Source organism: Rhizobium sp. CRRU65 (assembly GCF_048551595.1).
Taxonomy (GTDB): Bacteria; Pseudomonadota; Alphaproteobacteria; order Rhizobiales; family Rhizobiaceae; genus Rhizobium; species Rhizobium leguminosarum_J.
Window position 1 is genome coordinate 179,510 of the sequence record NZ_JBLYZH010000009.1, and the last position, 24,466, is coordinate 203,975.

A 24,466-nucleotide genomic window follows, 5' to 3' on the forward strand; every position below is an offset into this window, starting at 1 on the left:
ACAACTTTCAACAGAATACGTGAGCGGCACCGGGATCGAAATTCAGATGGACTATATCGCCACGGCTGAGCCCGACGATAGCCTCATGACCAAACGGCAGACGAACCGCCAGCGCCTCACCCGTCGCCGTCTCGGTCGAGACGTGAATATTGTTGCCGAGGAAGGTAATGTCGCTGACGGTTGCGGCAAGACCCGCTCCCGCCACCTGGTTTCGCGACAACCGAATGCGCTCAGGCCTCAGCATCAGGGCTGCCCTTGTCCCGGAGCTTCCTTTTCCATGCACCGGAATGTCATTGAAGACGCTTCCGCCGCCAAGCGAAATGGTGGCCTGCCCATCGGAGGATGACAGCAGGTCGCAGGAAATGAAGTCGCTGTCGCCGATGAATTCGGCAACGAAGCGGGTCCGCGGATTGGCATAGAGTTCCGGCCCCGTGCCGATCTGGTCGATGACCCCCTTGGAAAAGACGGCGATCCGGTCGGAGAGCCGCAGCGCCTCCTCCTGGTCGTGCGTGACATAGAGGATCGTCACTTCGGTCTGCTGATGGATCCGGCGTATCTCATGCTGGATTTCCTCGCGCAGCTTCTTGTCGAGCGCCGACAGCGGCTCGTCCATCAGAAGCACCGGCGGATCATAGGCAAGGGCCCTGGCAAGGGCGACACGCTGCTGCTGGCCGCCGGACATTTGCGCAGGCTTGCGATCCTCGAAGCCTTCGAGCCTGACGAGACGCAGCATCTCCTTGACCTTGCTGTCGACCTCGGCCTTGGACTTCCGCCTCACCTTCAGCGGGAAGGCGATGTTTTCGCCCACCGTCAGATGCGGAAACAGGGTGTAGCGCTGGAACACCATGCCGATGTTGCGCTTGTGCGAAGGCGTGTCGAGCAAGGTCTTGCCCTCCAGCGTGATGTCGCCTTTCGTTGGAGTTTCAAAACCGGCCAGGATGTAGAGCGTGGTGCTTTTGCCGGATCCGGACGGTCCGAGAAAGGTCAGGAACTCCCCGCGCCGGACGTCGAGATTGACGTCGTGGACGGCGACGACCGGGCCGTATTCCTTGCGTATTCCGCGGATCTGAAGGAACGGTTCTTTCATTGTTTCAGTACCTTACGCACGACGGCAACCAGCGCCATCAAGAGGATCGTCAAAAGGATGAGAAGGGTCGACGCCGCAGCGACAACGGGCGTCAGGTCCTGCCGCAGCGTTGCCCATACTTTGACGGGCAGCGTCTGCAGGGTCGGGCTGGACATGAAGATTGCCACCACCACCTCGTCCCAGGAAGTCAGGAACGAGAAGACGGCCGCCGAAAACAGCCCATGGCTGATCGCCGGCAGGGTGACCCTGATCTTTGCTTCCAGAGGCGAGGCGCCGCACAGAACCGCCGCGTCCTCGATCGACTTGTCGAAGCCCTCCAGCGCACTTGAGATCGAGAGGATCGAGAAGGGCAGCGCCAGAACGAGGTGCGAAATGACGAAGCCTACCAACGTGCCGCCAAGGCCGATCCTCAGAAAGAAGGCATAAAGGGCGACCGCAAGAACCACGACGGGCAGGATCATCGGCGTCAGGAACAGTGCTTTCAGCGCATCGCGGAACAGGAACGAACCGCGCACCAGCCCGAAGGAGGTCACGAGCCCGAGCAGCACCGACAGAACAGTCACGATGACCGCGATCTTGAAGCTCGTCCAGGCCGATTCCAGCCAGCGCGGATCGGCAAAGAGCTCGCTGTACCATTGAAGCGTCCAGCCGGGCGGCGGAAAGATCAGCCACTGCGAGGAGCCGAAGGAGAGCGCCGCGATAAAGACGATCGGCATCAGCAGGAAGGCCGCAGTCAGAAGCGTTATCGCCAGCAGGATGTATTTCCACCAGCCGAGACGGTCGAAATTGAGCAACATGTCAACGCCCTCCCGGATTCTGGTTGCCGACGAAGCGCAGCTGCACGGCATAAAGCAACAGGGTCACCACGAGGAGAACCAGCGCCGCAGCACCTCCCATGCCCCAGTTGACCAGCGACTGCACGAATTGCGCGATCAGCTCTGCGAGCATCATGTTGGCGGTGCCGCCGAGAAGCGACGGCGTGACGAAATAACCAAGCGACATGACGAAGACCATGAGTGCACCAGCCGCCATGCCGGGCATTGCCAAGGGCAGCAGAACACGGGTCAGGCACTGCCACCGGTTGGCGCCGCAAAGTGCCGCCGCCTGCAGGGTAGACGGGTCGATCTTCCTGATCACGCCGTAGAGCGGCAGGATGATGAAGGGCAGCATGATATAGGTCATGCCGATGGTCACCCCGGTCAGGTTGTTGACCAGTGCCAGGGGCTTGTCGATCAGCCCCATTCCGATCAGCATCTTGTTGATGAGCCCCGTGCGCTGCAAAAGAACCATCCAGGCATAGGTGCGGGCAAGCAGGTTGGTCCACATCGATAGGAGCAGGATCGCAAAGATCACCGAGGTTAGGCGCCCGGGCATGATTGCCAGCGCCCAGGCAACGGGAAATCCGATCAGCAGCGAAATCACCGTGACGAGACCTGAGACGATGAAGGTGTTGGCGAAGATCTTCAGATAGGTCGCGGACCCGATCAGCTGCGCATAGTTTCCAAAACCCGGCACGGGTTCCAGCACGCTGCGCAACAGGAGCACTGCCACCGGCGCGATGAAAAAGATCGTCACGAAGGCGAGAGCCGGAAGCACCCCGCCGAAACCTGTTGCCCTGCGCACCTTTGGAAGGGGCGCAATTGCAGCGGAGGCATCGCTATATGTCGACATGACAGTCCTTCCCACCCGTCAATTTCCGCAGGCGCCGAGGTCCGACAAGCGGGCACCGACACTGCGGGGGCACGGCGAACATTCGCCGTACCCGTTCATCTCAAGTTTCAGGCTATTTCGCCTGCCAGGCGTACCACTTCTCGCCGATGGCATCGCGATTATCAGCCCAGTAGTTCATATCGGCATTCACCTGGCTGGCCGTCTGCTGATCCGGCAGGGTCTTGGCCGTCTCCGGATCCATCAGCTTGGCCGAGTCAACGTTGATTGGTGCATATCCGGTGGCTTTTGCAAGGGCGGCCTGCGGTTCGGCAGAAGTCGCCATTGCAATGAACTTCATCGCGGCTTCCACGTTCGGCGAACCCTTCGGCACGACGAGCGAATCCGCAGCGGTGATGTTCTGTTCCCATGAGGTCTCGGTCTTGATACCGCTCGCCGCAAGCGCGGTCATGCGGCCATTCCAGACACTGCCGAAGGGAGCCTCGGCGGATGCCAGAAGCTGCTGCGACTGTGCGCCGCCCGACCACCAGACGATATCCGATTTGATCGTATCGAGCTTCTTGAAGGCGCGGTCGAGATCAAGTGGATAGAGCTTGTCGGCGGCCACACCGTCGGCAAGCAGCGCCGCTTCGATCACGCCGGGAGCCGACCACTTGTAGAATGTGCGCTTTCCCGGAAACTTTGCCGTGTCGAACAGATCCGCCCATGTCTTCGGGCAGGCGGTGACGGCATCGGCATTGCAGCCGATGACGAAGGAATAATAGAAGCTGCCGACCGAGTAATCAGTCACGAAGCGCGGATCGAGCTTGGATTTGTCGATGACCGAGAAATCGAGTTTCTCGAGCTGGCCATTCTTGCCGGCCTGGGCGGCATAGTCGCCTTCGACGTCGACGACGTCCCAGGTGACCTGGCCAGCCTCGACCATCGCCTTGAGCTTGCCGTAATCCGTCGGCCCGTCCTGCACGACGGTGATACCGGTCTTCTCCGTGAACGGGCTGGCCCATGCGGCCTTCTGCGCGTCCTGGGTCGTTCCTCCCCAGCTCGAGAAGACCATGTTGTCGGCGCGCGCCGGTACGGACACAGCCACGAATGCGGCAACCGCCGCGACAGCAAATGTTGTTTTCATGTTCCCTTATCCTTGTTCTGGTTTGTCCTACGGGTATGCCTTATGCCGTCAGTGCGCCTCGCTCCTGGGAGAAAAGTTGGCTGGCTTCATAATCTTGTTTTCCGCCACTTCGATCAGATCGCGGATCTTGGGCAGGAAGGCCTGCCACCGGGGATCGGCCAGAAGCCTCTGGCGCCTCGCCTCCCGGTCGTCCAGGCTCGCAAAGGCCCAGATGTGAACGATCTCGTTGATCGTTCCGATCTCCGAAAAGAAGTAACCGACGAGCGTGCCGAGATGGCTCTTCTGGATTTCGATCCCCTCTTCCTCGACGACCTTGAGATATTGCGGGATGGTGCCGTTCTTCAGCCGATAGGTGCGGATTTCGTAAAACATCGGCGCTACCTCATCACGAAGGGATCGGGGATCGGATCGTCCGATGTCCTGAGCCAGATCGTCTTGGTGCGGGTATAGTCGAGCGCCGCGGCCATGCCGCCTTCCCTGCCATGGCCGGACAGGCCGAAACCGCCGAACGGCGCGATCGGCGAGACCACGCGGTAGGTGTTGACCCAGACGATCCCGGCTCGCAGCCCCTTCATCAACCGGTGCGCCCGGGTCAGGTTCTGGGTGAAGACGCCGGAAGCCAGGCCATAACGGGTATCGTTGGCGAGCCGCAGCGCCTCGGCCTCCGTCTCGAACGACACGACGGACAAGACCGGCCCGAAGAATTCCTCGATCAGCGAGGGCGAGGCGACATCGTCGCAGTCGAGAATCGTCGGCGGGAAATAATAGCCGTCGCCGTCGATCTTGCGTCCTCCCGTGACAAGGCGGGCGCCACTTTCAATCGACTTGGCGACGAGGGCGCCGATATTGTCCTGCTGGCGCTTGGTGGCAAGCGGGCCGACTTCTGTCGCCATATCGAGCGGAGCACCGATCCGGATCGCCTCCGCCTTATCCCGTAGCAGGGCGACGAATTTGTCCTTGACGCTGCGTTCGACGATGAGGCGCGATCCGGCAACGCAGCTCTGCCCTGTCGCGGCGAAGATGCCTGCGACCTGGGCATTGGCAGCGCTCTCGAGATCTGCATCGGCAAAGACGATGAATGGCGACTTGCCGCCAAGTTCAAGCGAGGTGGAGGCGAGGTTTTCGGCCGAGTTGCGAACGACGTGCCGGGCGGTTTCAGGGCCGCCGGTAAAGGCGACATGCGCAACCTTCGGGTGCCGGCCGAGGGCGGCGCCGCACGACGCGCCGAAACCGGTGATGATGTTGACGACGCCGGCGGGAAAGCCTGCCTCGTGCACGAGCCGTGCAAATTCGAGAAGCGGCGCCGGCCCGTCTTCCGAGGCCTTGACCACCATCGTGCAGCCGGCCGCAAGCGCCGGTCCGATCTTCACCGCAGACAGGAAGAGCTGGCTGTTCCACGGCACGACCATCGCAACGACGCCGATCGGCTCGCGGCGAAGCCAGACATCCATGTCGGGCTTGTCGATCGGCAGGTAGGCGCCTTCGATCTTGTCGGCGATGCCGGCATAGTAGCGATAGTATTCGGCGACATAAGCGATCTGCGCCGAGGTTTCGCGGATGATCTTGCCGGTGTCGCGCGTCTCCAGTTCTGCGAGGATCTGCGCGTTGGCGGCAACCAGATCGGCCAGCTTGTAAAGCAGCTTGCCGCGTTGGGTGGCCGTCAGTTTCGGCCAGGGGCCATCGTAAAGCGCCCTGTCGGCCGCGTTGACAGCCCGGTCGACATCGGCCTCGCGCGCTTCGGGCATATCAGCCCAGACCGCGCCGGAAGCGGGGTCGATGCTCGGATAGCTGGCTGCGCCATCTGAAAATTCGCCGTCGATATAGTGCTGGAAACGCCGCATGGTGTTACTCCTGAAATGCCGGCATGACCTCGGTGATGAAGCGTTCGAGCGACGCCTTCTTGCGCTCGAAGCTCATGCCGGTGTCGATCCAGAAGGAATATTCGTCATAACCGAGTGCTTCATACGCCTTGAGCCGGTCGATGACGGTCTCAGCATCGCCAACGACGTTGTTGGTGCGCATGACCTGGTCCGACAGCATCGCGTTTGCTCTGATCTGGTCGTCCGGGATCCGTTCGATCAGACCCTGGGTAACCGGCTTCTCATTCTTGAACCAGGCGAAGAAATAATTGTAGTAGACGCTGAGTTCATGGGCGGCCTGAGCGACATCGTCCGCCGACGAGCCGACATAGGTATGGCGCAGCAACATGATCTTGGGCCGCTCGATCTCGGGATGCTTGGCGCATGCGTCGTTGAAGCGCTCCATCAACGACTGAACCTCGTCGTCGCCTTGCCAGAGGGGCGTGACCTGAACGTTGCAGCCGTTGGCGACGGCAAATTCGTGCGAATTCGGATCGCGCGCTGCCACCCAGATGGGCGGGTTCGGCTGCTGCAGCGGTTTCGGCGCCGAGGTGGTCGACGGAAACTTGAAGAATTCCCCGTCATGGGCGTAGTCGCCGGCCCATATGCCCTTGACCGCCGGGATGAGCTCGCGCATGCGCTGACCGGCACCCCAGGCATCGAGACCGGGCAACAGACGCTCGTATTCGAAGGAATAGGCCCCGCGCGCGATACCGATATCCAGCCTTCCGTCGCAGATGATATCGGCCATGGCCGCCTCACCGGCAAGCTTGATCGGATGCCAGAAGGGGGCAATCACCGTCCCCGTTCCGAGCCGTGCCCGCGATGTGCGGCGTGCCAGATCGGCAATGGTCACGAACGGGTTGGGCGCAATGGTGAAATCCATGCCATGGTGCTCACCGGTCCAGATCGCGTGCATGCCGCCTTTGTCGGCGATCTCGCAAAGCGCGACGAATTCCTCGTAGAGGCTCTTATGGCTTTGATTGGCGTCGAGCCGCTCCATATGGACGAAGAGGGAGAACTTCATTCTTTTGCGTCCTTGGCTGGAATTGGGTGAACAGTGCCGCCGGTCTCGTCGCCGAAATAGACGCCGAAATTGCCGATCGAGCTTTCCATCGCAAAACGGTTGACGATATCGGCAGTCGAACTGGTCTTGAACTTTGCCGCAACCAATGCGTCAGGCTTCAGGAACCTGCCGCCGGCGGGCTCGCCCTCTCCGGCAACGGCGTGATAGACGATGTGCTGCTTGCCGTCGCTCTTGCCCTCATAAACCGAATAGAGAAAGCCGATGCTGACCTTCAACCCGGTGAGCGTTTCCAGGTATTTTTGCAGCGTCTCGGTCGGACTGCCGTCATGGGCATCGACACCTGGCAGGGAGAGCACATCTTCGCCGAGCAGCAGAACCTCGCCGCGGCGTTCGACAACGGCTGCAAGTTCCATATTGCCTTCGCTTGCCGCGGACACCGCCTTGCTTGCGAGCGTCGGCGTGAAATAACCGCCACGCGCATAGCCGAGACCGTTGCGGCCGCTATTGTCGAAAGCTTCGATGCGCCCCATCAAGATGACGTGGTCGCCAGCCTCGATGACCTCTTCCATGGCGCATTCGAACCAGGCCGCAACGTTCGAGAATATCGGGCAGCCTGCCGATCCCTTCGCCCACTCGACCGCCGCAAACCTGTCCTCGACCGGGCGTGCAAAGGTGTTCGACACGTCTTTCTGCGTTTCCGAAAGCACGTTGATCGCAAAGTGCTGTGCTCCGGTCATGGTGGCGAAATTGCGCGACGACTTGGCAAGGCAGACGAGCAGCAAAGGCGGATTAAGCGAGACTGAGGTGAAGGAGTTCGCTGTGAAGCCGATCGGATTTCCATCCCCGTCACAGGCGGTGACGACAGTCACCCCGGTCGGAAAGGCCCCGAATGCATCTCGCAGTGCTCTTGGGTCGACAGTCTGGATTGTCATCGTTCATCCTCCCCGAACGACAGCCACTCAGCGAGCAGCGAATTGACGATATCAGGCGCGGTCAGGTTCACCATATGACGATGGCCTTCGACGATGCGAGCGTAGCCCTGCGGCGCAAGCTCTGCCATTTGCGTCGCCATCAAGGGCGTCGAGTTCGGATCATCGGACCCCGTCAGAAACAGGGCCGGACCAGCCACGTCTTTCCAGCCGTTGGCATAGGTCTCGTCTCCTCCCGCAAAGGCGGCGTAAGCGACGGCATAGCCCTGGGGATCAACGAGGTTCAGCCATTTTCGCGTCAATTCACGCGCAGTGACGCTGTCTGCATCATCGCCGAACCAGCGGGCCAGAGGGCCTTCCTTGTCGACGCCCGATACCGGAATGGCCGCGGCGCGCGCAAGCACGGCGGCCTTTGCTTCAGGATCACGCCTGTAGACGCCGTTGAGGTAGGCGACGCGGCTGATCCGCTCGCCAAAGGTCACGGCCGCCCCTCCTGAAACCAGTGCCCCCATCGAGTGTCCGGCAACATTTGCCGTGTCGATTGCCATCTCGTCGAGAAAGCGTCCGAACCAGTCGACGAACTCCTCGAGCCGACTGCCCGCCGGCAACTTTGCGCTCTCGCCATGTCCCGGCATATCGACGGCGATGACGCGATGGCCCGCAGACAGGAATGCGATCTGCGGAGCCCAGGCCTCCAGCCGCATGCCGACGCCATGAATGAGAACCAACGGCTCACCGCTGCCGGCCTCGTGATAGGCCGTTCCGCTTGCCGTCTTTTTTCGGGGCAAGGCACCGGCGGCGTTTGTTGCTGCAGCGGTGCGTGTGGTCGATCCGGCCGTCAGCATCTCAGAGCGCTCCTTCAAACGCCCGCAGGATTGGCAACGTCCTGCCCCAGGTCTTTCAGATCCTGGTAGCGGTCGCCGATGCGGTGATGCGGGCGCCCGCCTATCGAAGCACCGAGAGCCACGACGATCTCGTCGGCAGCAGGCGCGTCGGGGATCGACGTCTGGATGGTCAGGTAGTGCGAACGGCGGCCTTCATCGTTCTTGTCCATCAGCGGGATCATGATCGGCGCATTGGCCGGACCGCGTGTGTTGCAGAAGGCGAGATAGGACTTGGCGCCGACGGCCTGGCGATAGAAATTGCCGAAACGCAGCGTGTGGATAAGCGCGGATCCGTGTTCGATTTCGCCGTCCAGGCCGACGACAGCGGACTTTCCATATCCTTCGACAGCTTCGCCGGACCCGACCGCATCGATGATCATCTTGGTCAGCAACTCGCCGAGCACCGGAGCGCCTGCGTGAATTTCGGGCTTGAGGTCGTCGACGAAGCCGCGACCGGCCCAGGGATTCTTCACGACCGCGAAGGCGGTAAACAGCTTCAGCGGAACCGCCGCGGCCTTGCCGCCTTCGATCAGCGTCGTTTCGATCTGCAGTCCCGTCTTGCGAATTTGAATGGCCATCGAGCACCTCATTTCTCAATTTCGTATTATGGTATACCATAATATATGAGTGTCAAGTTGGTTCCCTCGAGGAGCAGTTTAGGCCAAGGCGAGTTTTTCGATTTGCCGCGCGTGCGCCCTTCGACCCACCGGGCAGCGCTTTCTTCCCGTCAGCGCGTTGTCAGCTGACAAACGACACGGCGGCGCCCGTGGAGGCAGGCCGAGTGCAGAAGTCGGTCATCCCAGTCCATGCTACCGCCTTACATATTACTTAATATGGCATACCATCACATTGGACAAAGTTGCGTGTCAAGCGCGGAGTATGGGTTCCGCTAAATTGCGCGGAACATCATCGCGAATGGAGTGATATCGACAGCTGAGATGAGCGCTTTGCCAGGCCTGCGGGGAAGCGGCACGGGCCGCTCGTGCCTAGTCGGCAGGCTTCTTCCCCGACAGCACCGCTTCGGCAATCGCGCTCGCGGCGGCGACGTGATCCATCGCCGCCCGGTAAGCCCCCTCGCCGTCGCCGCGGCGGATGGCGTCGACGATCTTCGACATCTGCAGCGGGCCTTCGATGCCGCGTCTCTCCGTCTTGATCGTCATCGAGCGCAGGTGGTTGATGCGCACGGTGAGAAGATTGACGACACCCCAGGCAACGTTCCTGTCAACCATCGTGAACAGCGTATGATAGAAGGAAGAGGTGTTCGTCAGCACAGCCGCCATATCGTTATCGCGGTAACTGTTGCGGATCCCGGCCAGAGATTCCTCCAGCGCAGCGACGATCTCGGGGCTGCGGCGCTCCGCGCACAGCCGCGCCGCCATGCCTTCCAGCGCGCCACGGATCTCATAGATCTGCTTGGCTTCCCCGATGTCGAGCTGCGCGACGATCGGCCCCTTGTTCGGCAGATTGGCGACAAGCCCTTCCGATTCCAGATGCCTCAGAACCTCGCGCACGACTGTTCGGCTGACGCCGAGCTGGGCGCAGAGGTCACGCTCGACAAGGCGATCTCCGGGACGGAAATATCCGTTGACGATGGCTTCGCGGACCTTGTCGAGCGCCAATTCCCGCAAGGTCTTTGCAGGACGCTCGACTCGAATTGCGTCCTTTAGAGCGCCGCTCATTCTGTACCTCAGTGTTGGACTTTGCACGCTCAACTTCCGCCGCGGCAGCCGAATGCAAGAATCGTATTATGGCGTACCAGATACTGTAGCTGTCGGCGCCCGGCAATTCAACAAGCGCTGTGCCGACCTATAGCGCCGCTCGTCTTTTCAGACGCGCAAAGGACGTTGCAGCACCTTTGATCTGCTGCCGACACGTCGGGAGCTAGCCTCTTGAAACGATCTCTTCGACCACGGCCTTGGCCTGCACCCGGATATCCGGAACGGCGGTAATCTCCCAGAATTGCCCCGCCGTCAGGGCACCGACCGCAAATAGTCGGGCCGGCGAGATCCGCGACGGGGCTATCACCTCGGAAGCGGCGTCCACCTGGATCCCGAGGCCGAGAGGATCGGGGGCGATCAACTCAAAGCGGCTCATTTCCTTCAAAAGCGGTGAATGACTGATCCCGGCCCGCTCCATTCCCGTGCAGTTGACGAGCCAGTCCGCCCTGATCTCGGCGATCTCGCGCGCCGCTCTGACCCTGTAGCCGGCAACAAGCCGGCCCTCCTCGGCCCCGAGCGATTTCATGAAGCCTGCGTGGAAACGAACAGTTCCGTCCAAGACCAATGTCTCAAACCTGTCGAACACGTCAGGCGCGACCCGGTGACGGTGGATGTTCCACCAGGGAAGCGCATGCCTGAGGAATCGTGCACGTTCCTCGCCCGAAAGCCGTTGCCAGAGAGCTTGCGTTGCAGGCCTCAGACCGTCCATCACGGCTCGCCAGTCGGCAACCGTCCTGCTCTTTCCCCGCAGGGTCTTCAATATGCCGCTGATCGTATCTGGAAGCTTCTCGACGTCGATCGGCAGAGGCACTGGCGGCTTCCAAGCGTGCCCGAGGGGTGCGAGCCCGCGCCGCGAAAGCACATCGATCCTGCCGCGGTGGCCATGGGCGCGAAGCGCCAGCACCTGATCGATCATCGTCAGGCCGGATCCGAGGATACACACCGCATCGGATGGTGCGACGCGCCTCAGCCACGAAAGCCGCCACGGGTTCTCGATGATCCGCGATCGCAGCGATGGCGGAATTCCGTCCGGAGCGACCGGAAGGGTCGCGTTCCCGACGCCGAGGCAGAGCACCACGGTCTTCCCGGCAATCTCGTCACCGTTGCCGAGATGGAAGGCCAGCGTGCTGCTGTAACGTTCAACGCATCCCGCTGCCTTAGCCTTGATGAAATCGACCCGGCAACGGCCGTCCCGCTTTCGAAGCAACCGTGCAAGCGTATCGCGGACATAAAGACCATAATCGCTGCGCGAGGCGAAATCGCCGGCCTGCAACGGACGGCCATGGCTTTTAAGCCAGTCGACAAAGTCGTCGGGTTGATGCGGCAAAAGGCTCATGCGGCCGGCCGGAACATTGAGGCGATGGAGATAGAGCTCCGTCCGGTAAGCCGTCCCGCGGCCGAAACCAGGATCGTCGCCGACGACGGCGACCTTCGCCGAAGCGGGAAGCTGCTCGATGAGATTGCAGGTAACCGCTATCGCTGAAAAACCGGAACCGACCACGATAACATCATATGCCAAATACATTCTCCCTGAAGCTCAGAGCGTCATCGAGATATTTCGTCATTCAAGCCCAATGTCGCTCGCCGGTCCCTGTTGATCGCACAAGCGGCAGAATCACGAAACAATTATCTCTATTGTCTATAAATATAGTTTGTTATTTCTCCCGCTAGCCCCTCCCCAACCATTACGCTTTTGAGGGTGAGATCAAGGGCCGTCCGGCCCTGAACAAAGGGGCTCAAGATGAATTTCAGGAATTTGGTTGCCGCGATCGCCGTCGGCGTCGGCACTTTTGCAACGGCTGTTGTCGCCGAAGCGGCGGACAAGAAGGTCGTTGTCGCCTATCAGACCGACGCCTTGCCGTCTTCCGTGGCGATCGCCAATGGTGAATTCGCCAAGGAGACGGGATACGACATCGACTTCCGCAGGTTCAATTCCGGCGCCGAAATCTTTGCGGCCATTGCATCCGGCGATGTCCAGATCGGCTATGTCGGCTCCAGCCCGTTTGCGGCTGCGGTATCACGCGGGCTCGAGGTCAAGGCTTTTTACCTCGCCTCCATCTCGGGCATCGACGAGGCTCTCGTCGTCCGCAACGGTTCCGGCATCGAAAGCCTGAATGATCTGAAGGGCAAGAAGCTTGCTGCCGCGCCGGTATCCACGGACCACTATCAGCTCCTGGCGCTGATCAAATCGCTGGGCCTGACCGAAAAAGACGTTCAGGTCTTCGCCATCCCCCAGCCCGAAATCGTCGCCAGCTATAACCGCGGCGATATCGATGGCGGCTTCGTCTGGGATCCGGCGCTCACCGAACTGAAGAAGAACGGGAAGGTTCTCGTCACCTCCAAGGACGTGGCAGACAAGGGTGCGCCGACATTCTCGGCCTGGGTCGCGACCTCGAAATTTGCCGCCGACAACCCGGACTTTCTGAAGGGCTTCGCTTCGGTCATCAACAAATACTACGCGTCCTTCGCATCGGACAAATCCGCCTGGGGTCCCGACAGCGACAACGCCAAATCACTTGCCAAGCTTCTCGGCGGAACAGCCGACCAGCAGGCATCGGCCCTGAAGAACCTCACGCTTCTGACACCTGAGGTCCAGGCATCGGATGCCTGGCTCGGCGGCGGCGAAAAGGCGGGTGCCGGCAAGATTCTCAAGGACACGGCATCGTTCCTGAAGGAACAGGGTAAGGTTTCCGATGTACAGGCGAATTACGGCGCCTTCGTCACCGCAGATGCCCTCACCGGCGTCAGCAACTGATCCTCCCCAGCGCCGGCGCGGCTTACCGCGCCGGCATCGAACTTGCGAGCGGCAACATGCTTAAAGTCGATCACGCCAGCGTTTTCTTCGCAGCCCGCGACGGGCGGACGGTTCACGCACTCGATCGCGTTTCCTTCGATATTCCCGAACGGGGCTTCGTCGTCGCACTCGGCGCTTCGGGATGCGGCAAATCAACCCTTCTCAACGCGATTGCCGGCTTCCTTCCGCTTTCGGATGGCCGGATCACGCTCGATGGCCGTGCGGTTGAACAACCCGGCGCAGATCGCGGCGTCGTTTTTCAGAAAGACTCGCTGCTACCTTGGAAATCGGTGATCGACAATGTCGCGCTCGGTTTGAAATTCGCCGGGGTCAAGCGCAGGGAGCGCCAAGCGCGCGCCCTGGAGCTGCTCCGGCTCGTCGGTCTCGACGAATTCGCCGGCGCTTTTCCCTACGAGCTGTCGGGCGGCATGCGCCAGCGTGTCGGCATCGCACGGGCTCTGGCAACAAATCCCGACATCCTGCTGATGGACGAGCCGTTCGGCGCACTCGACAGCCTGACGCGCGAGCAGATGCAGGAACTGCTGGTTTCCATCTGGGATAAGACGGCAAAGAAGGTCTTCTTCATCACGCACTCGATCGAAGAAGCCTTGTTCCTGGGCACGCAGGTCCTGGTCATGTCACCTCGACCGGGGCGCGTCGTTGCGCGCTTCGATCTGGATTTCGTTCGCCGCTTCGCCGAAACCGGCGACGCCCGATCAATCAAGGCGTCGCCGCAATTTGCCGAGCTGCGCGAGGAGATCCGCGCCATTCTCCACAGCACCGAAGACCTCAGGAGCGCCGCATGAGCGATATAGTGCAGGCACCGCCGATTGCGGCGGGTAGAGAGGACCATCAGGTCAAGCTGGTGAAAATGGCGGGCTTTGGAGCCGGCGAGAAATCGACGGTGGCCATCAGCATTGCGACAGCGCTGGCCATACTGCTTTTGTGGTGGGTCGTCTCTGCGCTCGGTGTCGTTCCACACCTGTTTCTGCCGCGTCCTGACGAGGTGCTGACACAGATCGGCGCCATCTATCGCGACGGTTACGCAGGTGCGTCGCTGTCCGAGCATGTTTTTGCAAGCCTGTTCCGCATCGTCGTCGCCGCCCTGATCGCCGTCTCCGCCGGCATCCCACTCGGATTGCTCATGGGCCTGAACCGATGGGCAAAAGGGGTGCTCGACGCGCCGATCGAATTCTACTGGCCGCTTCCGCCGCTCTCCTACCTGCCGCTGATGATCATCTGGCTCGGCATCGGCGAGACGTCGAAGATCACGCTGCTGGTGCTTGCGATGTTCGCACCGATCTGCCTCTCGGCCCAGGCCGGCGTCCGTGCGCTGCCGATCGAGCGCGTCAATGCCGCGCGTTCGCTGGGCGCTAGCCGGCTGCAGCTCTTCCTTGATATCGTCCTGCCGTCGGCCCTGCCCGAGATCCTCACCGGCATTCGAATTGCGCTCGGTGTCGGCTGGGGTACGCTGGTTGCAGCTGAATTGATCGCCTCTACGCGCGGGATTGGTTTCATGATCATGTCGGCTTCACAGTTCCTGGCGACCGACGTCGTCTTCGTCGGTATCGGTATCATTGCGATCTGCGCGTTCACCTTCTCGGCCGTCATCCGGTTTCTGGAGGCGTACCTCGTGCCCTGGAAGGGCAAGCTCTGACCGGAGGGCGGGCAGGGAGCGATATTCAATGGTTTCCCGCCGCCGCGTTCAGCCCGTGTATGGCGACGAGCTCGGCTGCGACCAGCTTCTGAAGCCGCCATAAATTGCGGTCCCGGATGCCACGTTCTTCCAGATGTTTCACCGTTAGATACAGATACTCGGCACAGGAGCCCATGTGCCCGCAGGCTCTCGCAAGTACCTGCGCCACCGTCTCCAGCGGCAATTTGCGGGAAACACGCTCGCCTTTCGGACCAGCCCAAAAGACCAGCGCACGCACCAGCCCATGCGCGGTTGCGACCGGGATCCAGCGCACCGTCGCTGCGTCTTCGATCGTGCCGACCTCACGGCGGATCAACCGCCGAATCTGGCCAAGGCGGTCATCATCGGCAAGCCTGAAGACGACGCCGTTGCATCGCCCACCACGGTCAAGTGCCATCATCAGGCCCGGCTGGGACCGCGTTCCCCGCCAGCGGGTCATCTGCAGGCAGAAGGAGCGATGCCACCCTCTTGTCGCGCCATGCTGCGATTCGACGGCATCGAAGTCCGGCTTCCATATCAATGAGCCATAGGCGAAGATCCAAAGCGGCGTGCCGGTAGACTCGTGAAGAAGCCGGTTGGCGAGCATCTCCACCTCCGCTTCGGTCAGCGGTTTTCGGTGTGGCTCCGGGCCGACATCAATCGCGGGGCGAAGGCTCAGCGATACGAGCTCGTCCGTCAGAGCCATTGTTGATCCGGGCATCAAAAGTTTGCTTCCCCGGACCGTCACCAGCTTATGCTCCCGGATATCCGTCATGCGTCAGTGCACCGTAAATCTGGCCGCGTCGGCCTGGCGCCGCTGCAGGCTGCGTATCAGCATCGCGGCCTCCCTGACGATTGCCGAAAACGTCGCATCATCGGCCTCTGCGATCCTTCCCGTCATCTCGCGGATGATCGTCGTCAAATGAATGATGGAATGGCGGTGCTGCGGATCTTCTGATCCCATTTCGGTATCTGCCATGGCGAGCAGCGTCTGCACCAGCCGCTCCATGGTTTGGCGGCGCTTGGTCCTCGGGTCGGCATTCGGATCTTCGCTTAGGCGCAGCAGGTCGGCGACAATGTCGGACATGGCGATTCCACTCACATAGCAAAAGCCGGCGGCATGGAAACGACATGCCTTCGACCGCGCGTTTGCGTCTTCAAGCCCTCCAGCAATCGGTAGCCGCTGCGCCAGCGGCCAAAGCCGCTGGCGACATTGATGTGCCCGGCAAGGCCGATATTCCTGGTCTCTGCGTTCCACAAGCGGCCGAACAGGGTCAACCGATCGACCGTCATGTACGCATCGTTCATGCTGCCGACGACAATGCTCGGAAAAGCCAAAGGCGCCGTCGGCATGGCGCCAAACGAGATAAGCCCGGGATGCAGGTTTTCCGTGACCGGCAGATCGCATGGAGCAACGAGCAATGCTGCTTTGACGCGGCGAGCAGCACTTCGCCCGGCCAAGCGGGCGGCAAGCAGGCATCCGAGACTGTGGGCAACCAGATAGGCCTCGCCGGCCTCTTCAAGCGCGCCTTCCAATCGCAGCAGCCAGTTGTCAAGGTTCGGATGGTCCCAGTCGTCCTGAGCGACTAGACGACTGTCCGGCTGATCCTGCAGCCAATGCTGTTGCCAATGCCCTTCTCCCGAGCCGAAAAGCCCGGGAAGAATAAGTACGTCGATCATCTGACGGCTTCCTCTTTGAAGCTGCGCGTCGGCCTTTTTCTCGATTGGGGCAAACATCGGACATCACTCATCAGATCCACCCGATCACCAGGGCGAACAGGAATGTGAAGGAGCTGACGATCGTGCAGATTCCGGCCGCATGCCTGAAATGCGACATGCCGCTGCCTTCCGCTCTTCTCGCACCGCCCCGACGCAGGTCGGTCTCCACGACAATCGCCATCGCGCCGTTCTCCTCAATACCAAAGGCCGGGCATGGTGCCCCAATAATGGAGTTCGTATTCGCGCGCGGACCGGTCGCGCTCGTCGTCTCGCGCGAACGATCCATTCACAGGCACCCGTGCAGCGGGCGGCTTCAGGCCGAGGAACCGGCCGATCGAAAGCTTCAGCCAGAACTGAAAATCAAGCTTCATGCGAACCTCCTGTAAGGAACCCGTATTCTTCGGCTAGAGCATTTCCGTCTTTCTTCGAATTGCGGAAGTGCTCATCTCTTTGTTTTCATGCAATTCCGGACGCAAAACCGCTGTGCACTTTTGCTGGAATTGCACTACGAAATCAGCGAATGACGTTGTGCATTGGCGAGAAGAATGTGAAGCGATGCCGTTGGTCCGAAAAGCATCAGCAGGCGGTTCTCCTCGCGTTTGGCGAGACGATAGCGTCGGGCGAATTCGAAGACGCTCCACAATTGCTCGCTTGCCCCCGGCCGTTCCGCATCGGGGATCGTTGCTTCCTGAGATCGAGCCATCGCGACGATCCTTACTCGGCTGCCGCCAGGGCCGGGTTTGCGCGGGGAAAGAAGGCCGCCAATTCGCCGATCACTTCGTTAATGCGGCCCAACAGCGGGTCGGATGAGACCGCATAGTCTGTGAAATCGCGATCGGACGCATAAACGGCGGTCGGCAAGGTGTGGGCCATGAAAAACCCGAACAGCGGCCGAAGCTGATGCTCGACCATCAACGCATGCCGGTCACCGCCGCCGGTCGCCGTGATGATAATCGGCTTGCCCCGAAGTTCGTGGGGGTCGATCAGGTCGATCAGGTGCTTGAAATGGCCGGGATATGAGCCCTTGTAGGTTGGCGAACCGATGATCAGGGCATCGGCCTGTACGATCTCGTCGACGACATGCCTGGCCTGCGCGTCGAGATCCTTGCGCCACAAGGCGCTGCCGAGCGACGGACCGACATCATTGAGATCATAGGTCTTGCTGGTAAATCCGTAGCGAATGCTCGCACGTTCGGCGACATGTCGAACGAGTGCCAATGTCTTCGATGGACGGTTGAAGCTGCCAGCAATGCCGACGAGTTTGAAAGCTGACATGGTTTTTCCTCTCTTTGTGTTGCCTCAACTATTGTCTACAAAATTGATAGATTAAAGAAACATGCGTCTCTCCTTCTTCGCCTGGTTGAAAAAAACGTTCGCCGCCGATCGGGCACGCATAAGCTGTATGGCGATCGCTACAAGCGATCGACGATCTGGCGGCCGCTTCGGCATCTGCGATCGCGCGTGCGGGAAGAAAGGCAGGGAGGCGACTTGTTCGGCTGCTTCTGGAGACGCTGATGCGGGCGGCATCGTGATGTCTCGAGCCCGGCGAGAGCTCTTGCAAACTGCCCGCCATAAATGGCTTTGCCGCAAGGTCGAATATAATTGGTATAAGATTTCCGGTTCAGCGGGACGATTGGATGACAAGCCCTGCCTTTTCCTCTGCGGAAAATATAGGCTTCTTATAGATTTTAGCGGGAGCTTTTCATGCCATTGCAGACGGCTGATGTCATCGATTTCCAGGCCTACCGGCAATCGCGCAGCAAAGATGCGCCCGATGCGTCCAAGGCGGCCGCACCCGTATCCTTTGCGATGCAGCCGGTTCTGATGTGGGTGCCGTATTGGGGTTTTGTCCCGGTCATGGCAATGGGCATTGCGGGATATGGCGTCTGATCAAGCGCTTCTTCCCGACGGCGAAGCCAGAGACACCGCCGAGGAGATCACGGTTCAGACAGGACAGAATCTGCGGCGCATTCGCACCCGCCGCGGCTACTCCCTGGACCGGCTGGCAAAGATCGCCGGTGTCAGCCGTGCCATGCTCGGGCAAATCGAAACGGGTAAAAGCAGCCCGACGTTAAGCATTCTCTCGAAGATCGCACTTGCTCTTGGTATTCCGTGCGCCGCGCTGATCGCCGAACGCGGCGAAACCTCGATCATTGCCGTACCGCGAGCAAGATCGAAGATCCTCGCCTCTTCCGAAGGGCGCTTCCGGACACGGGCTCTTTTCCCCTTCGAAGGCGAAAGAAAGGTGGAATTCTACGAGCTCAGGATCGCTCCGCACCATACAGAAAGTGCCGATGCCCATCAGCATGGAACAGTCGAAAATCTGGTCGTTGCCCAAGGAACCGTCGAAATCATTGCCGGCAAGCAGGCACCGCATATCCTGGGTGAAGGCGACGCCATCATCTTCGATGCAGACGTGCCCCATATCTACCGAAACATGACGGGAACGGAAGCAATCCTCTACCTGGTTACGACCTATCTCGAAGACGTTCGCGTCTGACGCAAAAAAGAGCCCCCGTCTTCCGGAGGCTCCTGGTCGTTTCCTTGAGAGGCGGATGGCTCAGGCGGCCATCGTGCAGCACATCATCATGCCGCCGCAGTTCATCATCACGGGCATGCCGCCGGACATCATCGACATCATGCGCTTGCAGCATTCCATGAACATGTCCTTGTCCATGCCTTCCATCGGCTTCATTTCGCAGACCATGCCCTCGGCGGTCATGGTGCATTTCATGGAGCCCATCATCATCATCATCGGCATGGAGGCCATCATCGGCATCATCGCGCCGTTCATCATGGGCATGCCGCCCATCGGCATCATTCCACCCATCATCGGGTTCATCATGGCAGGCATCATGTTGTTCATCATCGGCATCATGTTCATGGCGGGGTTCATTGTCTCTCTCCGATCAATACAGCGGCGTTTCGCGTTTCAATGAACCGGGAGATAAAAGAACTAATTGCAGCAAACAATGTAAAAAAATCTTCCCATATCTTTTCCTCCAATAGAATGGAACGGTTTCGATGGGATGGCGCAATCTTGCCAAGATAACAGAATTCCGTCCGCTATCATCGCTCGAGCGGAACGACGCTCGCTTCGCCAGACAGCGCCTGCTGCTTCGCGCGACGCACCTCAGCAAAGGCAATTGGCCTCACGCCCGCAAAGCTGAGACGTGGCAATGGCACTGGCGGCCCAACCCGGTGACCATCGGGTACGATGGCGCCGTACCTGTTATGAATGATGAGGATGCGTCGGATCGTCGTGCGGCTTCAGAAAAAACCGGCGCGCGATGTCCCAATAGCCATCATAGACAAGCCCGCCATTTGAACGGACGAGTGTATCGCGGTTTTTGCGATACACCGTCGGAAGGCGATACCAGGAAATGCCCGGCCGGCGATGATGGAGAACGTGCAGGTTGTTGAACAGAAACAGCAAGCCGAAGAGATAGCTGTTTTCGACGATGGCGGTGCGTTCCTCATGGCTTTCGGCATATCTGTGCTCGGCATAGGATCTGAGCCGCGTCATCGCAGCACCCGTATAGACGAAACCGAGATAAAGCCACAGCGGCACGCCGCAGACGACCATCGCCCAGAAAAGGACGGCGGCAACGGCGATGCCGTGCATTGCCCAAATCCGACGTTGTCCCGGCTCGTTCGCCCGTATCTGCTGCCATTCCTGTCCAAGGAAACTCAACAGCATCACCGCAGGACCGATAGTCAAACGGCCGAACAGGGTGGTGTTCCACCGCGCCAGCAACCTGCCGGTGGCGCCAAGCTGCTCCCAGGTAGCCTTGGTAAAATAGGAAGATTCCGGATCTTCGATCGGATCGGTCAGATATTCGTCGCGATGATGCTCCAGATGGCTTTCCTTATAGATCGGATAAGGCAGCCACAGTGACAGCGGTATCGACCCGATCGCGTCGTTTATCCCTTGGTTTCCCGTCGGATGGCCGTGAATGACTTCGTGCTGAAGGGATCCGTGCCAGGCAATCAACCAGCCTCCTGCGATCACGGCCACGATCAGCGGCAATGATTGCCACCACCATGTCAGCGCGAGAAATCCGCCGTGGATGACGAGTGCGAGAATGACGGTCGGCCATTCCGTCGAACGCCTGGAAGCAATGTTTCCGGCGGCTTGCGAAGTCCTGTCGAGCATGCGCGTGATTTCCCCATCAACCACACCAATCTATCGCATGGCATCAGGAGTAGAGAATAAAGCCTATCTATTTTATAGGCTTATCTGAAAAAATCCGTCCACGGGGGCTGGATTGCTTAATCCAAGCCTAAGGCTTGTCGCCGTGAAGATGACGTTCGAGGAAGGGCAAATTGTCCTGTCCCCAATAGATCTCGCCATCATAGACATAGGTGGGAAAGCCGAAGACGCCGCTGTCGCGCGCATGGACGCGGTCCGCCGACCATTTGTTCTGGACATCGTCGTCGGCTTGTCGTCTGAGGAGTGCTGCGCCATCGAAACCCGCTGATGTCACGATCGCCTCGCGCACATCGGGCTTGCCGATATCCTTCGCCTCGCTCCAGAAGGCATGCTGCAGGGCGCGGGCAACGCCGATCCAATCCTGTCCGTCGAGATAGGCGGCAATCACGAAGAGGGACGCGGGCGTCGGATCACTCAAATCAGGGCGATGTTCGAGCCGCAGTTCCTTGCCGCGCACGCGCGCCCAGCGCTTGAGGTCCCGCGTCCAATAAGCGCGCCGGATCTCCGGGCGGTTGCGCGAAAAGATACCGCCATTTTCCTCGACCACCGTCGTCAGATAGGGCGTGATGACGACCTCGTTCTTCGCCGCAAGTTCGGCGAAGGCGTCGAAGCCGATGTAGGACCAGGGTGAGCCGATCGAAAAGAAGTATTCTACTGATTTGGTCACTGATGCATGTTCCCTGCGAGGTGATTGTTCTGGCGTCGAATGGGCGACGGTATTTTCAGGAAGCGGATCTAACTTCGGATTGTGCTTTCCATCCGAGCTCCGGGGCGATCCGCGTCACGAAGTCGTGGAGAATCTGGCGATATTCCTCGTGCTCGAACTCGTAAGGAAGCTCCAGCCGCAACTCGCCGACCTCGGGCAGGATCGGATCGGCAAACAGTTGCGCCAATATCTCGTCCGATGTGCCGACGACATCGCGGGCAAACAAGGTGCCCCGCTCGCCCTGCGGCGAAAGCGTCCGCTCATCACGGCCATCGGCATAGTCTCGATATCGGCGGCGCGTTGCCGCATCGGCGCTGTCGAAAGGCACGATGACGCGGCCCAGCGCGACCCGGCGCTGCGTGCCAGCGGCGCGATAGGTTTCGATCAGCCGCGATTGCGCGGTGAAGAAATCATCGGTCCCCTCGCCAGTTATCACATTGCCGGTCAACAGGTTGAAACCATTGCGGCCGGCCCATTCGGCCGAGCGCTGCGACCCGCCGCCATACCAGATCCGGTCGATCAGGCCCCTGGCATAAGGCTGCAGCCGCGGCCGCTGCGGGCCGAAGGGCGTCTTGATCAAGGTCTGCTCGTCGCCGAGATAAGTGCCACGCAGATTGTCGGCAAAGCGCAGCACGCGATCATGCGAGAAATCGTAACCCGTCCAATCGCCGTCGAAGACGAGCGGGGCGATCAGCTCGGCGTGTAGCGGCCGGCCAGCGCTGACGCCGACATTCAGCCGTCCGCGGGACAGAACATCGACGGTGGCAAGATCTTCGGCCAGCCGGTAAGGGCTCTCGTAACCGATCGGGATGACCGCGGTTCCAAGCTCGATCCGGCTGGTGCGCTGCGTCGCCGCCGCCAGGAAGGCGCTGGCCGAAGAGATTCCAGGCTCCAGGTGCCGCTGGCGGACCCAGGCACTGTCGAAGCCCAGATCTTCGCCATATTGCAGCTGCTCAAGCGTCTGCTCCAATCCCGACAACGGATCGTCATCGGCATAGTTGCCGGGGGTGAGGAAGCCGATATGGCTGATGGATATGTTGTGGCCGCTCATGTCGTCTCTTCCACTCGTGCCATCCGATGATCAGTATTTCGGCAGGCCGGGCGGATTGGTCTCGGATACCGGCAAGGCTTCCTCGGAAAGATGCCAGTGGTCGAGGATTTTTGCGTAGGTGCCGTCCTTGATCAGGCCGTTGGTGGCGACAGTCAGCGCATCGGCCAGTCCGCTTCCCTTGCGGGTGGTGATCGCGACGTCCGAGCGATCCGGCCAGCCGGCGCTCAGCGTGCCGACGCGCCTGATGTTCTTGTCGCGCGCGGCGATGAAGACGAGCTGCGCATGCGGCTGGACGATGACATCGGCCCGGCCGGACCGCAGCGCGAGAAGGCTTGCTGCCTCGTCGTCGTAATATTGCAGCTCGATCGGCTTTAGGCCCGCGGCAACATCTTCCTCGCTCCACTTCACCAGGATGCGTTCCTGGTTGGTGCCGGCCCCGACAATGATCCTGAGGCCTGCCGCATCCTTGGGCTCCTTGATCGAGGTGACCGGGCTGTCGGATTTCACGAAGAAACCGTGCAGGCCCTGGCGGTAGGTGGAGAAATCGAATTTTTCCTTGCGCTGCTCGGTCACCCCGACATTGGAGATGACCGCATCATACTTGCCCGAGGCGAGGCCGAGCGGCCAGTCGATCCAGGCGACCGGCACGATCTCCAGCGTCAGCCCGAGGCTATCGGCGACGGCATAGGCATAATCGGGATCTGCCCCGACCACGGTCTTGGCATCCGTGGCATAAGTAGCAAGCGGCGGGCCGCCGGGACTGACCGCGATAGTAAACTTGCCTGGCGTGACCAACTTGAAATCCTTGGGGATTGCGGCAATCGCCGCATCGTTCCTGGCGGCGTGAAGCCGGCCCAGCTGCTCTGGGCTGAGGTCGAAATCCTCGGCTGCAGGAGCTGCGCCGTAGCAAAGGGCAGACGCCATGGCGGCGATCAGCAGGGTCCGGGATGCCGGAAAGGCAATCATGGTTTTTATTCTCCAAACTGTCAGGCAGGGTGGCCGGCAGCAATGCCGCCGGCCCTATAGGAACTGATCAGGAACCGCTCTTCGGCAGGCCCGGCGGGTTGGTCTGGGCCTTGTCGATCGCTTCGGGACCGAGGTTCCACGTATCGAGAATCTTCCGATAGGCGCCACTGGCGATCAGGTCGTTGACGACATCGGTCAAGGGAGCAGCCAGGCCGCTGCCCTTGCGCGTGGTAACGGCAATTTCGGCCGTGATCGGCCAACCGCCGCTGACGGTGCCGACAAGTTTGGTCTTGCCGTTGATCCCCGCCGAATAGGCCTGCGTCGCGTTCACGCTGAAGACGGTGTCGGCCCTGCCGGACTGAACGGCGAGATCCTTGACCGCGTCGTCGTCATAATATTGCACCTCGATTGGCTTCAGGCCGGCGGCGACGTTCTCGCGATCCCACTCCAGCAGGATTTTCTCCTGGTTGGTGCCGGCATCGGTAATCACCTTCAGGCCGGCAATATCCTTCGGCTGCTTGATCGCCGCGATCGGGCTATCGGCCTTGACGTAGAAGCCAAGCTCATCCTTGCGGTAGGTCGAGAAATCGAACTTCTCCTTGCGTTCTTCCGTGACCGTCACGTTGGAGATCACCGCGTCGAACTTTCCGGAGGTCAGCCCCAGCGGCCAATCGGCCCAGGCGACCGAAACCAACTCCAGCTTCAGGCCCAGGCTGTCGGCAATGGCCTGCGCCAGATCGACGTCATAGCCGATGACGGTCTTGGAATCGGAGGCATAGTCATGCAGCGGAAGATTGCCGCTTGAGCTGATGCCGACGGTGAAGACGCCGCTTTCGACGAACTTGAAGTCCTTGACTTCGGCAATGCGCTTCTCGTTCTTTTCCACCCGCAACCGGTTCGGCTGCTCGGGGCTGAGATCGAACTTCTGCTGCGCCTGAGCGGAACCGAAACCGATCGCAGCAATGGTGACGGCTCCCGCTATCAGAAGCCTTGCTCTATCTGTAAATGTCATGCCCCTTCTCCATTTCATCTTTAGGTTGTGAT

General features: G+C 60.3%; 30 protein-coding genes. 5 read left to right on the forward strand and 25 right to left on the reverse strand.

Annotated elements, in window-relative coordinates; all coding sequences use genetic code 11:
• Positions 1-7: 7 nt before the first annotated feature.
• From ACM5SV_RS19850 to ACM5SV_RS19905, 12 genes are all read right to left on the reverse strand, one after another.
• Positions 8-1,087 carry an ABC transporter ATP-binding protein gene (locus tag ACM5SV_RS19850; protein WP_003555655.1) on the reverse strand — a complete coding sequence of 360 codons (1,080 nt, stop codon included), beginning with the start codon at positions 1,085-1,087 and terminating at the stop codon, positions 8-10.
• Entirely contained in the window at positions 1,084-1,884 is an 801-nt protein-coding gene (locus ACM5SV_RS19855) for an ABC transporter permease (protein ID WP_003555656.1), read from the reverse strand. The genes ACM5SV_RS19850 and ACM5SV_RS19855 overlap by 4 nt, the downstream gene beginning before the upstream one ends.
• 1 nt (position 1,885) lies before the next feature.
• Positions 1,886-2,758, reverse strand: coding sequence for an ABC transporter permease (locus tag ACM5SV_RS19860; RefSeq protein WP_017997692.1), 873 nt, complete (start codon positions 2,756-2,758; stop codon positions 1,886-1,888).
• 112 nt (positions 2,759-2,870) lie between these two features.
• Entirely contained in the window at positions 2,871-3,881 is a 1,011-nt protein-coding gene (locus ACM5SV_RS19865) for an ABC transporter substrate-binding protein (RefSeq protein ID WP_221963096.1), read from the reverse strand.
• Positions 3,882-3,929: 48 nt separating this feature from the next.
• Entirely contained in the window at positions 3,930-4,253 is a 324-nt protein-coding gene (locus ACM5SV_RS19870; protein WP_003538302.1) for an NIPSNAP family protein, read from the reverse strand.
• Positions 4,254-4,258: 5 nt separating this feature from the next.
• Positions 4,259-5,722, reverse strand: coding sequence for an aldehyde dehydrogenase (locus tag ACM5SV_RS19875; protein WP_419425356.1), 1,464 nt, complete (start codon positions 5,720-5,722; stop codon positions 4,259-4,261).
• 4 nt (positions 5,723-5,726) lie between these two features.
• A complete protein-coding gene (locus ACM5SV_RS19880; RefSeq protein WP_012760774.1) occupies positions 5,727-6,767 on the reverse strand; it encodes an LLM class flavin-dependent oxidoreductase in 1,041 nt (346 codons plus the stop codon).
• Entirely contained in the window at positions 6,764-7,699 is a 936-nt protein-coding gene (locus ACM5SV_RS19885) for a flavin reductase family protein (RefSeq protein WP_221968314.1), read from the reverse strand. The genes ACM5SV_RS19880 and ACM5SV_RS19885 overlap by 4 nt, the downstream gene beginning before the upstream one ends.
• Positions 7,696-8,541 (reverse strand): alpha/beta fold hydrolase, encoded by an 846-nt coding sequence (locus ACM5SV_RS19890; protein WP_222057773.1) that lies wholly within the window; start codon positions 8,539-8,541, stop codon positions 7,696-7,698. Before ACM5SV_RS19890 ends, ACM5SV_RS19885 begins: the two co-directional genes overlap by 4 nt.
• Positions 8,542-8,555: 14 nt before the next feature.
• The gene (locus tag ACM5SV_RS19895) at positions 8,556-9,158 is read right to left on the reverse strand and encodes an amino acid synthesis family protein (RefSeq protein WP_003538313.1); all 603 of its coding nucleotides are present in this window, start codon (positions 9,156-9,158) and stop codon (positions 8,556-8,558) included.
• Between the two features lie 408 nt (positions 9,159-9,566).
• On the reverse strand, positions 9,567-10,259 hold the full coding sequence (locus tag ACM5SV_RS19900) for a GntR family transcriptional regulator (RefSeq protein WP_003555665.1): 693 nt from the start codon (positions 10,257-10,259) through the stop codon (positions 9,567-9,569).
• Between the two features lie 202 nt (positions 10,260-10,461).
• On the reverse strand, positions 10,462-11,823 hold the full coding sequence (locus tag ACM5SV_RS19905) for an FAD/NAD(P)-binding protein (RefSeq protein WP_419425357.1): 1,362 nt from the start codon (positions 11,821-11,823) through the stop codon (positions 10,462-10,464).
• A gap of 216 nt (positions 11,824-12,039) precedes the next feature.
• Between ACM5SV_RS19905 and tauA the strand changes: the two genes are divergently transcribed.
• Genes tauA through ACM5SV_RS19920 form a run of 3 tightly spaced genes read left to right on the forward strand, consistent with a single transcriptional unit; the run spans position 12,040 to position 14,749 of the window.
• Positions 12,040-13,053: a taurine ABC transporter substrate-binding protein gene (gene tauA, locus ACM5SV_RS19910; protein ID WP_017997699.1), complete on the forward strand. Its 1,014-nt coding sequence runs from the start codon at positions 12,040-12,042 to the stop codon at positions 13,051-13,053.
• A gap of 56 nt (positions 13,054-13,109) precedes the next feature.
• Complete coding sequence (locus ACM5SV_RS19915) at positions 13,110-13,898, forward strand: taurine ABC transporter ATP-binding protein (RefSeq protein ID WP_003555669.1); 789 nt, start codon at positions 13,110-13,112, stop codon at positions 13,896-13,898.
• The gene (locus tag ACM5SV_RS19920) at positions 13,895-14,749 is read left to right on the forward strand and encodes an ABC transporter permease subunit (RefSeq protein ID WP_222015306.1); all 855 of its coding nucleotides are present in this window, start codon (positions 13,895-13,897) and stop codon (positions 14,747-14,749) included. The genes ACM5SV_RS19915 and ACM5SV_RS19920 overlap by 4 nt, the downstream gene beginning before the upstream one ends.
• 25 nt (positions 14,750-14,774) lie before the next feature.
• Here the strand turns inward: ACM5SV_RS19920 and ACM5SV_RS19925 are convergent, their stop codons facing one another.
• The 7 genes from ACM5SV_RS19925 to msuE all read right to left on the reverse strand — a co-directional run bounded on the left by ACM5SV_RS19925 (position 14,775) and on the right by msuE (position 17,761).
• Complete coding sequence (locus tag ACM5SV_RS19925) at positions 14,775-15,542, reverse strand: gamma-glutamylcyclotransferase (RefSeq protein ID WP_222015304.1); 768 nt, start codon at positions 15,540-15,542, stop codon at positions 14,775-14,777.
• Between the two features lie 3 nt (positions 15,543-15,545).
• Positions 15,546-15,854: a hypothetical protein gene (locus ACM5SV_RS19930; RefSeq protein WP_003555672.1), complete on the reverse strand. Its 309-nt coding sequence runs from the start codon at positions 15,852-15,854 to the stop codon at positions 15,546-15,548.
• An 11-nt stretch (positions 15,855-15,865) separates the two neighbouring features.
• Positions 15,866-16,447, reverse strand: coding sequence for an RBBP9/YdeN family alpha/beta hydrolase (locus ACM5SV_RS19935; protein WP_222015302.1), 582 nt, complete (start codon positions 16,445-16,447; stop codon positions 15,866-15,868).
• A 70-nt stretch (positions 16,448-16,517) separates the two neighbouring features.
• Entirely contained in the window at positions 16,518-16,667 is a 150-nt protein-coding gene (locus ACM5SV_RS19940; protein ID WP_222015299.1) for a hypothetical protein, read from the reverse strand.
• 13 nt (positions 16,668-16,680) lie between these two features.
• A complete protein-coding gene (locus ACM5SV_RS19945; RefSeq protein ID WP_221968295.1) occupies positions 16,681-16,857 on the reverse strand; it encodes a hypothetical protein in 177 nt (58 codons plus the stop codon).
• 134 nt (positions 16,858-16,991) lie between these two features.
• Entirely contained in the window at positions 16,992-17,189 is a 198-nt protein-coding gene (locus ACM5SV_RS19950; RefSeq protein ID WP_222015296.1) for a hypothetical protein, read from the reverse strand.
• Between the two features lie 11 nt (positions 17,190-17,200).
• A complete protein-coding gene (gene msuE, locus ACM5SV_RS19955; RefSeq protein WP_222015295.1) occupies positions 17,201-17,761 on the reverse strand; it encodes an FMN reductase in 561 nt (186 codons plus the stop codon).
• Between the two features lie 429 nt (positions 17,762-18,190).
• Between msuE and ACM5SV_RS19960 the strand changes: the two genes are divergently transcribed.
• Positions 18,191-18,376 (forward strand): hypothetical protein, encoded by a 186-nt coding sequence (locus tag ACM5SV_RS19960; protein WP_222004577.1) that lies wholly within the window; start codon positions 18,191-18,193, stop codon positions 18,374-18,376.
• Positions 18,366-18,986: a helix-turn-helix domain-containing protein gene (locus ACM5SV_RS19965; RefSeq protein ID WP_017997708.1), complete on the forward strand. Its 621-nt coding sequence runs from the start codon at positions 18,366-18,368 to the stop codon at positions 18,984-18,986. The genes ACM5SV_RS19960 and ACM5SV_RS19965 overlap by 11 nt, the downstream gene beginning before the upstream one ends.
• A gap of 60 nt (positions 18,987-19,046) precedes the next feature.
• On the opposite strand, the gene ACM5SV_RS19970 is transcribed toward ACM5SV_RS19965, so the two are convergent.
• The 6 genes from ACM5SV_RS19970 to ACM5SV_RS19995 form a co-directional block, all read right to left on the reverse strand.
• Positions 19,047-19,382 carry a hypothetical protein gene (locus ACM5SV_RS19970; RefSeq protein ID WP_222004575.1) on the reverse strand — a complete coding sequence of 112 codons (336 nt, stop codon included), beginning with the start codon at positions 19,380-19,382 and terminating at the stop codon, positions 19,047-19,049.
• A gap of 336 nt (positions 19,383-19,718) precedes the next feature.
• The gene (locus ACM5SV_RS19975) at positions 19,719-20,642 is read right to left on the reverse strand and encodes a fatty acid desaturase (RefSeq protein ID WP_419425358.1); all 924 of its coding nucleotides are present in this window, start codon (positions 20,640-20,642) and stop codon (positions 19,719-19,721) included.
• Positions 20,643-20,769: 127 nt separating this feature from the next.
• Positions 20,770-21,366: a 2-hydroxychromene-2-carboxylate isomerase gene (locus ACM5SV_RS19980; protein WP_222015293.1), complete on the reverse strand. Its 597-nt coding sequence runs from the start codon at positions 21,364-21,366 to the stop codon at positions 20,770-20,772.
• Between the two features lie 55 nt (positions 21,367-21,421).
• Entirely contained in the window at positions 21,422-22,456 is a 1,035-nt protein-coding gene (locus ACM5SV_RS19985) for an LLM class flavin-dependent oxidoreductase (RefSeq protein ID WP_419425359.1), read from the reverse strand.
• 30 nt (positions 22,457-22,486) lie between these two features.
• On the reverse strand, positions 22,487-23,422 hold the full coding sequence (locus tag ACM5SV_RS19990; RefSeq protein WP_419425360.1) for an ABC transporter substrate-binding protein: 936 nt from the start codon (positions 23,420-23,422) through the stop codon (positions 22,487-22,489).
• Between the two features lie 67 nt (positions 23,423-23,489).
• Positions 23,490-24,434, reverse strand: a complete 945-nt coding sequence (locus ACM5SV_RS19995; protein WP_419425361.1) for an ABC transporter substrate-binding protein — start codon at positions 24,432-24,434, stop codon at positions 23,490-23,492.
• Between the last annotated feature and the right edge of the window lie 32 nt (positions 24,435-24,466).